The organism is Sporomusa sp. GT1, assembly GCF_014634905.1.
Classification (GTDB): domain Bacteria; phylum Bacillota; class Negativicutes; order Sporomusales; family Sporomusaceae; genus Sporomusa; species Sporomusa sphaeroides.
This window is the reverse complement of sequence record NZ_BMBX01000011.1, coordinates 94,654-107,113: the sequence shown is the minus strand read 5'-3', so window position 1 is coordinate 107,113 and position 12,460 is coordinate 94,654. Positions and strand designations below refer to the sequence as shown.

Below are 12,460 nucleotides of genomic sequence, written 5' to 3'. Positions count from 1 at the left end.
TAGCTTAATCGGTGGGTCATGCCGCTGAGACCAGCTTACTCCTGGCCTGCAATCGCCAGCCTGGCCTGGATCATAATGGCACATTCCAGACGCTTTTTCTGGAGTTCACAGCCCAGCTCATAGGGCTGATGCAGGTCATTATGGAACAAATCAGCATTGGCATGGCAACCGCCGCTGCAGTAGAATCTGGCCCAGCATTCGCGACAGGCCGGCTTATTCAGCACATGCGCCTGACGGAATTGTACCGGCATGGCAGTGTTGGTCACACCTTCATAAATACTGCCTAATTTGTATTCGTCACGGCCGACAAACTGATGGCAGGGATACAAATCCCCCTCCGGCGTTACGGCAAAATACTCATGTCCGGCGCCACAGCCGCTCAGGCGTTTGGCAACACAGGGCCCGTTGCTTAGATCAAGATTAAAGTGAAAAAACTCAAAGCCTTTGCCGGCCAGCTTGCGGGCCAGATACTCTTTAGCCAGAATTTCATATTGCTGAAACAGCTCCGGCAGGTGAGCTTCAGTCAAAGCATAGTCCGCGTCTTTAGCCACTACCGGCTCCACCGACAATTGGGCAAAGCCCGCATCGGCCATTGCCAGCACATCGGCGGCAAAATCAAGGTTATAGGCCGTAAAGGTGCCACGCAAATAATAATTCTGACCCTCGCGCGCATCCACTACCTGTTTGGACAACCGGGCAGCCTTCTCATAGCTGCCTTTACCGTTAGCGGCAGGACGCATGCGGTCATGGACCTGAGGCCGTCCGTCCAGGCTAAGCACCAGGCTGATGTTATTATCATTCAGATAATTAATGATGTCGTCGGTGAGCAGTACGGCATTGGTGGTCAGTGTCAGTTTAAACACCTTGCCTGTCTCGCCTTCGCGTTTTCTCACATAGCTGACAACATGACGCACGGTATCCATATTTAAGAGCGGTTCGCCGCCAAAAAAGTCCAATTCACAATTGCGGCGCTGCCCACTATTTTCAATAATAAAATCAACGGCCCGCTCGCCAATTTCTTTAGGCATCAGACCACGGCTGTGGCCGAAATCACCTGTCCCGGCAAAGCAATAGCCGCAGCGCAGGTTACAATCATGCGCCACATGCAGGCAAAGCGACTTAACCAGCGGCTTCTCACTGAAGGTAAGCGGCACAGTCAGTTCAGGGGCTAACAGCTGCCCGGCACTGACAAGTTCTTTAAGCTCTTCCAGCGCCTCACGCAAATTTTCGACAGCATAGGCAGTTTTAAGTGCGGCAATAACTTCCTCATCATTGGCGCCGGTAAAAAAATCCATGATATCAAAGGTCATCTTGTCCACAACATGCACGGCGCCGCTATTGATATCCAGTACAATATATAATCCGTTTAACTGAAACTTATGAACTTGCATGAAATAGTTAATCCTTTCTAAATTGGCGGCGGCTTAGAAATGTCCACATGCAATGCCCCCGGAAAACGCGCAGCGCCGCGTACATGGGTGCGTACGCAAGCAAGCGTTTTAAGGAGCAGCTAAGCAAATGGGCGTTTGTAAGCCGTCGCCCAAAAAATTAAGCCCCTTGTTGTGCAAGGGGCTTGTCCCACGGCCTACTTCTGACAGACCTGATTGCCAACAGTACAGGAAGTCTTGCAGGCCGACTGGCAGGAAGCCTGACATTCCCCGCAGCCGCCGGTATGTACAGTTTGGGCAAGTGATGCTTTATTAATTGTCACAACATGTTTTTTCATATTCAAATTCCCTCCTTACTAAACTGCTACTCTATTATTTTAGCTTTTTTGCCGCCAGGAATCAATAGGAAAAGCAGAAACAGGGGAAATGTGCGGGTTATTCCGTTTTACCGGCCGGAGCCAAAACAATTTTTACCGGCAGGTTAGAAGCACCTGGTGGTGAAAAGGTCAGCCACAGCGACTGGCCGCCCTCATAGTTGCCAAGGTGAGCCGCGTCGGTTACCGTTTTAGTGCCAAAAAATAATTTGTCTGCCGGAGTGCCGATGGTATTTTCGTGTTGGTGGCGATATTTTACTTTTATCCCACCGGCATATTCCCCACCCCGGGGATTTAAGTAGACAGCGTATTTTTGTTCAAAAGCTGTCGGCAGAAATACTTTGTACACAACACCATAATTCCCGTAGTTAAGCGTCTCCGAACCATCGGTAGCATCAATACCGGACACATACATATCCCGCTTATGATCAGCCAGGGTAATCGCAATTATGCCGTCTTTTTTGGCATTATACACCTTACTGGGAACAATCAGGCGGTCACTGCCGTGAAAGGTTCCCCGCAGCCGCTGACTATCGGCAGGCAATACCGCCGCAGTGGCGGCAAATTCGGCCGCTTCCGCCTCGACAGGCAGCATCATGACAACAACTTTAAGCGGAATTTTGGTTCTAAAATCGTAGATGCCGTTAACCAGCTCATTGGGTAAAACAACAGTATCTCTTAAGACTGATACCAGATGGGCCGTGCCATTTGCCGGCACATGTATCAGTTCGACTTCCTCTTGATTCAGATACTCCATTTGCGCAATTTTACCTACTGCCAGATAATCCACATCCGGACCGCCAAGCCCATGCCTGCTGACAATCACATCGGCAGCCTCAGTGGTGTCGTTAACCAGCAGCACCACAATTTTCTTCGGTTCCATAGTTGCATTAACATGATGGAAAAATAGCCGGATATCTCCACTTACCGTATCCTGATACATAATACCGTCATCAGGTACCATCTCAGGGCTGTCTGACAACAGCAGCGTGCCGCTCTGCTCTGTCACAACAGCAGGCAGCTCGGACGGCCTTTCCAAATCAGCGGGAGACAGAACGCCGGATTTGGCCAGCACCAGCTGGGGAGAAGAAATAACGCTGACAGCAATTGTGACAGCAACTGCCACACTTGCCTGGCGTAACCATTTTAACAAATACATACCTCCTAACAATGCTTGGCCACCTAACAAAAATTATAACAGACTATGGTCCGGCCTTCAACCGTTAGGATACTTTACCAATTGCCTGTCACTGCCGGGAAAGCTTGGCATATAACTGGGCCCGGAGCAGTCTGAGGCGAAACTCCCATAAACCGTACTTGGGTCGCGGCACATTAACCCGTTTAAGCTGATAGGCATCGCCGGCTGTTGTGCCCAGACCGGGCAGCCCGGTACAAGCACCGCGATAACCGGCTTGCTGCACGGCAGCCATGGTTTGCCGGTTATACTGGCCAAAAGGATAGGCCAGAAATTCGACAGGCCGCTGCAAATGCTCTTCCAATAGCTGTTTGGAACGTCCAAGCTCCTGTGCCACCATAGCCTGGTCGATTTGATTTAACGCCACATGACTGTGAGTATGGGAGGCAATTTCTGTGGTTCTGGCCTGCATATCCCGGATCTGTTCCCAGGTCAGATATGCCGGCTGTCCCACCTGGCCGGTAATGATGAATACCGTGCTTTTCATCCGGTACTTTTCCATGATGGGCAATGCGGTCAGATAATTATCGGCATAGCCGTCATCAAAAGTAATAATGACAGGTTTCTCCGGCAGCCGGCCGGTCCCTTCCCTGGCGGCAAAAAGTTCGGACAACGAGACAGCCGTATAGCCGTGATTGGCCAAATACTGCATTTGTTGTTCAAAATCTGCCGGATCAATACTATATATTTCAGCTGCACTGCTAACCTGATGATAGGCCAAAATAGGAACACCGGTGCCGGGTGCCAGCAGCCAAACACTTATCAGCAAAATAACGGCAGCAGCACTTTGCAGAATTCTGATCATTTGCTCCCCAACTCAGGCTGAGACGAACGATTGGCGGCCAGGGCCTGGGCAATCTCTCCCAGCTTGCGCAGACGATGATTAATGCCCGACTTGCCAACCCGCCTCTCCATAATGGCTGCCAACTCGGTCAAGGTGGCTTCCGGATAAGCCAGCCGGACTTCAGCCACTTCTTTAAGCGGTGCCGGCAGCTTGTCAAGCCCCATGAACTGTTCAATAAGGCGAATGCTCTCAATCTGCCGCACAGCGGCATTTACCGTTTTTTGCAGATTGGCTGTCTCGCAGTTAACCAAGCGGTTAACCTGATTGCGCATATCTTTAACTACCCGCACATTTTCAAATTGCAGGAGGGCACTGTGGGCACCAATGATTTGGAGAAAAGCGGTAATCGCGTTACCGTCCTTCAAATACACAATATAATCATCTTTGCGGTCGGTAATCCGGCCAGGCAGGCCCAGCGATTTCATAATCCTGACCAGTGACTTGGCCAGTTCGGCGTTGCCTGTCACCAGTTCCAGATGATAAGAGCCTTCCGGACGGTTAACAGAACCGGCGCCCAGAAACGCCCCCCGCAAATAGGCCCGGCGGCAGCAGGATTTGCGCAAAATAGCGCCGTCAGAGTGGACGTTCAGGGCATCGCCGCGCATAATTCCCAGTGATGCCAACAGCTTATTCACTCCCGGTGACGGCACCACCCGCACATGGTAGGTATTATTCTTTTTAAGCCGTCGTCCCCGGGTAACCATCACTTCGGTTTTAATATTGGCATATTGTTTGATCAGGCTGAGTACCTTGCGGGTAACGGCGGCATTCTCACTGCTGAAATTAATTCCTAAGTTGGCATTGCCGCCAATAGCCATCGCGCCTCCCATCCGGATTAATGCCGCCAGTTCGGCGCCACAGCAACAGCTATTTTCTTCGGCTATGCGGGCCAACTCATTTTTTACATCTGCTGAAAAAGACAAATGCGTCAGTCCTTTGGTTAATCTTTTAGTTTTTTTATACTTTCCGACATGATGTAGTAATCCAGGAGCCGCATCCGGTCTGAATTAATTTTCAAATCATACACCATTGACATAATGGTGCGCGACAATCTCCCCGGATCATGCCGTACTAAATTAGTCTCACTGATAAGGTTGGCTTTGACTACCTTAATCCCCAGGGCTTCAATGGCTTCCACATCAGGCACTACCGGCTGCGCTCCCTGCTCTGCATACAGCTCACGCAGTTCGGGTGCCACTTCCTGCACATTGATGACGGCAATATCAATACAGCCGGGACCGGCATGATCGATGATGGCCTTAATGTGGTCACAGGCAGTATAGCCGTCAGTTTCCCCCGGCTGGGTCATTACGTTGCAAATATAAATTTTAACGGCATCGCTCTCCCGTAAAGCTTCGGCTATGCCTTGGACCAGTAGATTGGGAATGATGCTGGTATACAGGCTTCCCGGCCCTAAAATACAGGCATCAGCCTCATGGATGGCCTCTACCGCCCCTTTTACCGGCGCGACATCAGCGGGTTTGATAAATACCTGTTTAATTGTCTTGCCTGCCAGCGAAATTTTCGATTCGCCCTCCACCAGCGTTCCGTCTGTCATTTCAGCTGCCAGCAGCACCCGTTCGGTAGAGGAAGGCAGTACCTGCCCCCGTACGGCCAGTACTTTGCTGGATTCCTTGAGCGCCAGCTCAACATCACCGACAATTTCGGCCATAGCGGCAATAAACAGGTTGCCGAAGCTGTGACCGGCCAATTCACCATGGCCGCCAAACCGGTGTTGAAATAATTTTTCCATCAGCGGCTCGGTATCGGCCAGCGCTACCAGGCAATTGCGCAAATCACCGGGAGGAATAATCCCCAGGTCTTCCCGCAAGCGTCCGGACGAGCCGCCGTCGTCAGCCACCGTTACAATGGCAGTTAAATTGCTGGTAATGCTCTTGATGCCGCGCAGCAGCACCGACAGGCCGGTACCGCCGCCAATTACGGCAATTGCCGGTCCCCGGTTGAGTTTGCGTTTTTCAAAAATAATCTCAACCAGCTTGTCAGAGCCTTCCGGCACCAGCACACTAATGACAGACTTAATAATCTGCCGGGTTGCCGCCAGCATGGTTGCCAGCCCCAGGACAACAATCGCGCTGCCGGCAATGGTAGTGACAGCATAGTAATAGCTGCCTGTTGTCAGATAAAACAGGCGGAAGATGGCTTCTTCCACCACACCGATATATTTATAGTTAAAAACAATGGCCAAGCCAATGCTGACAAAGATAACACCTGCCGAAAACAGGAGCAGCCAACGCTTGAACTTCATACCAGGATACAACCACTTTAAAAAATGCACTTTTTCACCCCCGAACAGGTGATTAAACACCTAGCTGCCGCTGCTGTTGCCAACGCACACTGTCTGCCAGCAGCGTATCGCAGTCTCACAGGCGACGGTCTTGCGCCTCATGGCGCTCCCAACCGGATATTCCGACCTGTTCTGAACTTATACTATGTTCCCTGCTATTCAATAATATTGTGTTTAATATCCCGATGTTCGACGTTAACCTTAAAGCCCTTGCCTTTGAGATATTCAAACATTTTTTCGGCGACAAAAACAGAACGATGCAAGCCGCCGGTACAGCCGATAGCAATAACCAGCTGGCTCTTGCCTTCTTTAACATAATGCGGAATAAGAAAATCAATAAGACCTGACAGCTTTTCCATAAACTGCTGGGTAACCGGCCATTTCCAGATATATTCCCCGACCAAAGCCTCTTGTCCGCTTTTGCGCCGCAGTGATTCCACATAAAAGGGATTAGGCAGGAAACGGACATCCAATACCATATCGCCATCCAGCGGAATACCGTATTTGAAGCCAAATGACACTACTGTAACTGTCATGCGCTCATGTTCACGCTCTTCGGTAAACAGTGTCGTGATCTTACCACGCAATTCAGCGGTTGACAGTCCGGAAGTATCAATGATGTGATTGGCCCGTCCCCGGATTTGTTCCAGCCGGTCCCGTTCGCGGCAGATGCCTTCGCTGATGCGGCCATGAGGGGCCATGGGGTGACGGCGGCGGGTTTCCTTGTAGCGGCGGATAATGGTGGCATCCGCTGCTTCCAAAAATACTATCTCATAAAGAAAGCCTTGCTTCTCCATATCTTCCAGCACCTGAACCAGTGTGTCAAAAAATTCGCCGCCGCGAATATCAACCACCAGCGCGATCTTGGAGACCTTACCGCCTGATTGGGCGCATAATTCGGCGAATTTGGGAATTAACATCGGCGGGAGGTTATCCACGCAAAAATAACCCAGGTCTTCCATAGCCCGCATCACCTGTGATTTACCGGCACCGGACATACCGGTGATAATTACCAGGCGAAAGTTATCCAGCATATACATACACCTCAATTTTTCCTTCTAGGCGATTGTTACTTTAATTATAGGGTAGTATTGGCAAAAAAGCAAAATACAGTTCCCATTATTTTTATTAATGGGAACTGCAAGTTCACCAGCAAAAATCAAACAGACTTGCCACCTGCTCTGCCGGCAGCGGCCGGCTGAATAAAAAGCCCTGCATCATATTACAATGCCGTTCCCGCAGCAATAGCCGCTGTTCGGGGGTTTCCACCCCTTCGGCAACAACTTTAAGATTCAGATTGTGCGCCAGTAAAATAATGGCCGATATAATGGCGGCATCCTGCTGGCTTTTGGCAGCATCCTGAACAAAAATCCGGTCGATCTTCAGGGTTGTTATCGGAAAGCGTTTCAGATAACTTAAGGAAGAATACCCTGTGCCGAAATCATCAATGGCAATGCCGATACCCATAGCACCTAATTCTTTGAGAATCGCAATGGTATATTCCACATCTTCCAGCGCAATGCTCTCGGTAATTTCCAGTTCCAGATACTCCGGCGCCAAGCCGGTAGCGGCCAGCACCTTGCTGATCCTGCCGGTGAAATCCGGCTGACGGAACTGGCGTCCGGATAAATTAACAGCCATCACCACCGGCGGATAACCGGCATCCTGCCAGGCTTTATTCTGCGCACACGCCGTACGGAGCACCCATTCGCCAATGGGTACAATCAGTCCGGTTTCCTCCGCCAGGGGAATAAACTCCATCGGCTGTATCAGGCCACGCTCAGGATGCAGCCAGCGTACCAGGGCCTCCACGCCGACGGTACGTCCGGTTGTGCCATCAATGAGCGGCTGATAATGAATCACCAGTTCATTATTATCGATCGCCTGACGCAAGCTATTTTCCAGCAGCATCCGCTCAAGAACCCGTTCATTCATACTTTTAGTATAAAACTGGTACGCGTCGCCACCCTGTTCTTTCGCCCGGTACATGGACGACTCGGCATTTTTTAGCAGCACATCCACATTCTGCCCGTCGTCAGGGCATACGGCAATACCGATACTGGCAGAGGTATGCCAGACATAGCCGTTCAAGTCAACCGGCTGTCTGATGCCCTCGATCAGGTCCTCGGCAATACTGGCCGCCACCTGGGAATCAGCCAGTTCCGGCAGCAAAATCCCGAACACGTCACCGCCTACCCTGGAAACCACGGCTTGTTTGCCTACGTAGGCATTCAGCCTGTTGGCAACAAGATGGATGAGTTTGTCACCCAGACCATGTCCGAGGGTATCGTTTACCAATTTAAAACGGTCAACACCGACAAACAACAACGCCAGCATGCCGCCGCTGCGCTCAATACCTGCTAAAGCCATCACTAAGCGGTCAATTAAGAGGAGACGGTTAGGCAGCCCGGTGGCAGCATCATAATAGGACAGATATTCAATCATAGCCTCCGCCCGTCCCAGCCTGATGGCTGCCCGCAGGCACTGGGACAGGCTGTCGGCCGAAAGCTTGTTTTTTACCATATAATCGGTAGCACCGGCTTTCATTACATCAACAGCCAGCTGTTCATCGCCCTGACCTGTCAGGATAATGACCGGTGTTTTGACCCCGGCGGCCCGAATGGCTGACAGTACAGCCAGGCCGCTGTCCCCTGGCAGACATTGGTCAAGAAAAACACAGTCATATCTGCCTGTTTGCGCCTCATTAAGCCCCTGGCTGCCGGTAACAGCTTCGTGAATAATAATCTGAGCATGAGCAGCCCTGAGTGCTCGCTTAACCATCATCCGGTCAACTTCATCATCATCGATTAACAGTATTCTCAGTTCTTCCGCCATAGCCAAACAACTCCTTACGGCATCTCGCTTAACGTCCAATAATGGTCAAGCGCTCCCAAGGTTTTAACAAATTCTTCAAATGAAACCGGCTTAATAATATAGCCGGCAACGTTGAACTGGTAAGCAGCAACAACATCCCGTTCTTCATTCGAGGTTGTCAGAACAATCACTGTTATCATTTTTAAGGCAGGGTCTTGTCTGATTTCGTGTAAAAATTCGATACCATTCATCCGGGGCATATTGATATCAAGCAAAATTAATCTGGGCCAGGGCACAATGGCTTTGCCATTCTGACCACGCAGCATGGCTAACGCCTCAACACCATTACGGGCAATATAGAGAGGATTCGTAAGGTTAATTCGTTTAAAAGCCCGCTCAACATTCATTATATCGACTTCATCGTCTTCGATGAGCAGAATGTTCATGCTCTTATCCCGCATACTGCGCCCCCCTGACTACCAGTTACCATAGGTAGTTCTTACCATTGGCCGGATTTTCCTGCCTGTGACAGCAAGTTACATAATTAATTTGCTAGCTTGCCGGACGTAACAGGCATGCATACCGTTATGCCAGCACATATTTTTCAATAGCTTCCGCCACGCCATCGGCATCATTGGCCAGCGTTTCCAAACGGGCAATGGCTTTCACGGCCGCACTGGCGTTGCCCATCGCCACACTCCAACCGGCGTACTTGAGCATGTCGACATCATTGCCGCTATCGCCGACAGCCATTGTTTCCTCTTTTGTTATTCCCAGCTTATCGGCTAAAAAAGCCAGCGCTCTGCCTTTATTGGCCAGCGGGTCAGTTATCTCCAGATATGTTGGCTTGGATATTGCGATACTGAGCTGATTGCCAAACAGAGCCTTACATATGTCATATATCTCAACAATGCCTGCCGGCGTGGACATAATCAGCATTTTATTGGAAGATTCTTCCCCGTCATACAGCCTGTCCCCCACAGCGGTGACCGGTACCGCCGCCAGGCGCGAATACTGCTCGGCGTATTGGTTGATTTTTTCCACATACAGTTCATCCCGGACATAATTTTGAATATACCAGCCCCGTTCTTTGCACAGGGCCAGCACCTGCTGCGACAGCTTCCGCTCAATGGGTTGATCCAGTAATACCTCTCCTGACAAACAGGACTTAATCAGCGCCCCGTTATAGGTAATAATCGGCACATCCAACCCCAGTTGCCGGGCATACGGTAAGGCCGAACGGTACATCCGCCCGGTGGCTATCGTCACCGTTACCCCCTGCGCCACAGCTTGGCGAATGGCCTCACACGCCCGCGGCGAAACGGCCAGTTTACTGTTTAATAAGGTATCATCCAAATCCAATGCTACTAATTTTATTGCCATGTTACTCTCCTTTTTCTCCATAATGAAAAACAGGAATCTCGCTGCACGCAAAATTCCTGCCAATTATCTACCTGTCATGTATTACTTTTGACAGCGTGACACTGCATAGGGTTATTAGCAAAATCCCCGCCAGCGATGCTACCATACCAGTGATTTGAAACCCCGGCAATGCTTTGACCACCATGAACGGAGTAAACACATTGGTCACAACAGTAATACCGCCCAGATTCATGAATGAAAGCGGCAAATCGGCAATTGACAAGAGCGGCCTGATGGCGGCATTAGCCACCCCGACGATAGTCGCACCCAACAAAGTCCCGCCTAAAGTATCCACAAAAATACCCGGTAGTTCAACCACTACCATAAATAGAATTACCGCATTAATAATAATCCGCAGCAAAAAACCACTCACCGTACTACTCCTTCCACCAAGGTCTGGCAAAATCAACCGACACTATTTATTATATCCCAAGAGACAAAAATTCGGCAATATGGTTATTACCATTTTTTTTGCAGTTGTCATCATACCAGCTGCGGCTTTACTCTACAATCTCTGTTTCCAGCAATAACAGCGCCCGTTTCAGGTCGATACCGCCCTCAAAACCTGTCAGACTGCCATTAGCCCCCACTACCCGGTGGCAGGGCACCACCAGCGGCGTCCGGTTGCCGTTCAGCGCACCGCCAACCGCTCTGGCCGCCTTTGGATTGCCGACAGCCTGGGCTACCGCCTGATAACTGACAGTAATGCCGTACGGGATGCCTGCCGTATAGGTGAGCACCGCCGTCTGAAACGGAGTATACAGCCGCCAGTCAACCGGTACGCTGAAAGCAACCGGAAACCCCTGAAAATATAGTTGCAACTCCCGGCTCAGTTCCTCAGACCAGAGGCAAGCTTCCCGGCCTGCCTCCAGCATGGTGAACTCTTTAACACGGATATCGGCCAAGGCAGCCGTTTCATCAGCACTCGGAAACCCTAATTCCCATAAACCTACATCAGACCATATGGCAGCAATCGGACCCCAGGCAGTGGAAATCAGATCACAATACAAGGCCGGTGGCTTTGCTGTGGGCTTTACCATAATATTTCTACAGGCACGTCATTGGTCTGGGCTGTACCTGTCAAGGTCATGGCCGCACTAAGTTCGGCCCGGTATTTATTGATCATAAATTCCACACCATCCGCCCCGCCGCCTACTGCAGCAATGGCCAGCGGCCGTCCGAGCAGCACGGCATCAGCACCCAGGGCCAGCATTTTCAGCACATCGGCTCCACTTCTGATGCCGCCGTCAACCAACACGGTCATCTTGCCTTTTACAGCTTCGGCAATATACGGGAGCACCTCAGCCGTGCCAGGTGTATAATCCAGCGCCCGTCCGCCATGATTGGATACGACAATGGCATCAACACCGGCCTGCCAACAGGCCTCAGCATCATCGGGAGTCATAATGCCTTTGACAATAAAAGGAATATTTGTGTGGTTTTTGATGTATTCCAGTTCCTGAATGGTCTTAGGACCGACAGGCTGTCCGGCATTAGTCATATTAACCAGCGCGGCGGCATCAATATCTATGCCAAAAGCCGGACAACCGGCAGCAGCCGCCTGTTTAGCCAGTTCAACAATTTTATCTGTCTCACGCGGCTTAATAATCGGTATTCCCCAGCCCTGTTCCTTGCCAATTGCCGCCATACCTGTGGAAAAAACCGCCGGATTGGGGCCGTCACCGGTCATACCGATAGTGCCGGCCTTACGACAGCCGCTGACAATGGCTGTGTCGTATTCTTCCTCTGTCAGTGCACCTTTCATATTCATCGCAATGCCGCCAATAGCTGCGGCAATAATGGGCAGCGTTAATTCCAAACCAAATATCCGACAGGACATATCAGGATTTTTCACACTATGAATAGTTCTTAAATTCAGGCGGCAGTCAGCCAGAGCTTCTACATTATGCCGAAAGGCCGCACCTGTACCCAAACCGCCCATGCCTGGCACTTCTCCGGCACAGACAATCCCATTGCATACAGGACAAAGCCGGCAGGCACCCTGAAATTTTTCTTTTGCAGCCGTCTTAATGCTTATAATATCCATTTCGTCCCTCCTGATTATACATTCAGTATTTTGATGGAATTCTTGTTTGTCTGTCAAAATCCTGCCGGTAA

Annotated in this window: 13 protein-coding genes; all 13 read right to left on the bottom strand. The window is 50.5% G+C overall.

Annotated elements, in window-relative coordinates:
* Positions 1 to 35: 35 nt before the first annotated feature.
* Positions 36 to 1,391: a thioether cross-link-forming SCIFF peptide maturase gene (gene scfB / locus GT1_RS13580; RefSeq protein ID WP_188399211.1), complete on the bottom strand. Its 1,356-nt coding sequence runs from the start codon at positions 1,389 to 1,391 to the stop codon at positions 36 to 38.
* Between the two features lie 194 nt (positions 1,392 to 1,585).
* Positions 1,586 to 1,726, bottom strand: coding sequence for a six-cysteine ranthipeptide SCIFF (gene scfA, locus GT1_RS13575; protein WP_075757400.1), 141 nt, complete (start codon positions 1,724 to 1,726; stop codon positions 1,586 to 1,588).
* A gap of 97 nt (positions 1,727 to 1,823) precedes the next feature.
* On the bottom strand, positions 1,824 to 2,915 hold the full coding sequence (locus tag GT1_RS13570) for a copper amine oxidase (RefSeq protein ID WP_188399210.1): 1,092 nt from the start codon (positions 2,913 to 2,915) through the stop codon (positions 1,824 to 1,826).
* A 94-nt stretch (positions 2,916 to 3,009) separates the two neighbouring features.
* On the bottom strand, positions 3,010 to 3,762 hold the full coding sequence (locus GT1_RS13565) for a polysaccharide deacetylase family protein (RefSeq protein ID WP_188399209.1): 753 nt from the start codon (positions 3,760 to 3,762) through the stop codon (positions 3,010 to 3,012).
* Entirely contained in the window at positions 3,759 to 4,724 is a 966-nt protein-coding gene (whiA, locus tag GT1_RS13560) for a DNA-binding protein WhiA (protein ID WP_188399208.1), read from the bottom strand. The genes GT1_RS13565 and whiA overlap by 4 nt, the downstream gene beginning before the upstream one ends.
* A gap of 17 nt (positions 4,725 to 4,741) precedes the next feature.
* Positions 4,742 to 6,097 (bottom strand): YvcK family protein, encoded by a 1,356-nt coding sequence (gene yvcK, locus GT1_RS13555; RefSeq protein ID WP_075757396.1) that lies wholly within the window; start codon positions 6,095 to 6,097, stop codon positions 4,742 to 4,744.
* Positions 6,098 to 6,261: 164 nt separating this feature from the next.
* Positions 6,262 to 7,137, bottom strand: coding sequence for an RNase adapter RapZ (rapZ, locus tag GT1_RS13550; RefSeq protein WP_075757585.1), 876 nt, complete (start codon positions 7,135 to 7,137; stop codon positions 6,262 to 6,264).
* Between the two features lie 115 nt (positions 7,138 to 7,252).
* Positions 7,253 to 8,941, bottom strand: a complete 1,689-nt coding sequence (locus GT1_RS13545; protein ID WP_188399207.1) for a bifunctional diguanylate cyclase/phosphodiesterase — start codon at positions 8,939 to 8,941, stop codon at positions 7,253 to 7,255.
* Between the two features lie 14 nt (positions 8,942 to 8,955).
* Positions 8,956 to 9,381 carry a response regulator gene (locus GT1_RS13540; RefSeq protein WP_188399206.1) on the bottom strand — a complete coding sequence of 142 codons (426 nt, stop codon included), beginning with the start codon at positions 9,379 to 9,381 and terminating at the stop codon, positions 8,956 to 8,958.
* A gap of 124 nt (positions 9,382 to 9,505) precedes the next feature.
* Positions 9,506 to 10,303, bottom strand: coding sequence for a Cof-type HAD-IIB family hydrolase (locus GT1_RS13535; protein ID WP_188399205.1), 798 nt, complete (start codon positions 10,301 to 10,303; stop codon positions 9,506 to 9,508).
* A 67-nt stretch (positions 10,304 to 10,370) separates the two neighbouring features.
* Positions 10,371 to 10,715 (bottom strand): phage holin family protein, encoded by a 345-nt coding sequence (locus GT1_RS13530; RefSeq protein WP_075757392.1) that lies wholly within the window; start codon positions 10,713 to 10,715, stop codon positions 10,371 to 10,373.
* 127 nt (positions 10,716 to 10,842) lie between these two features.
* Entirely contained in the window at positions 10,843 to 11,382 is a 540-nt protein-coding gene (locus tag GT1_RS13525) for a methylated-DNA--[protein]-cysteine S-methyltransferase (protein ID WP_188399204.1), read from the bottom strand.
* Positions 11,376 to 12,389: an alpha-hydroxy-acid oxidizing protein gene (locus tag GT1_RS13520; protein WP_188399203.1), complete on the bottom strand. Its 1,014-nt coding sequence runs from the start codon at positions 12,387 to 12,389 to the stop codon at positions 11,376 to 11,378. Before GT1_RS13520 ends, GT1_RS13525 begins: the two co-directional genes overlap by 7 nt.
* Between the last annotated feature and the right edge of the window lie 71 nt (positions 12,390 to 12,460).

What these genes read in the sequence shown, in the direction of transcription:
- scfB (WP_188399211.1), bottom strand. Translation starts at nt 1,391, where the DNA reads ATGCAAGTTCATAAGTTTCAGTTAAACGGATTATATATTGTACTGGAT.
- scfA (WP_075757400.1), bottom strand. Translation starts at nt 1,726, where the DNA reads ATGAAAAAACATGTTGTGACAATTAATAAAGCATCACTTGCCCAAACT.
- GT1_RS13565 (WP_188399209.1), bottom strand. Translation starts at nt 3,762, where the DNA reads ATGATCAGAATTCTGCAAAGTGCTGCTGCCGTTATTTTGCTGATAAGT.
- GT1_RS13545 (WP_188399207.1), bottom strand. Translation starts at nt 8,941, where the DNA reads ATGGCGGAAGAACTGAGAATACTGTTAATCGATGATGATGAAGTTGAC.
- GT1_RS13540 (WP_188399206.1), bottom strand. Translation starts at nt 9,381, where the DNA reads ATGCGGGATAAGAGCATGAACATTCTGCTCATCGAAGACGATGAAGTC.
- GT1_RS13535 (WP_188399205.1), bottom strand. Translation starts at nt 10,303, where the DNA reads ATGGCAATAAAATTAGTAGCATTGGATTTGGATGATACCTTATTAAAC.
- GT1_RS13525 (WP_188399204.1), bottom strand. Translation starts at nt 11,382, where the DNA reads ATGGTAAAGCCCACAGCAAAGCCACCGGCCTTGTATTGTGATCTGATT.
- GT1_RS13520 (WP_188399203.1), bottom strand. Translation starts at nt 12,389, where the DNA reads ATGGATATTATAAGCATTAAGACGGCTGCAAAAGAAAAATTTCAGGGT.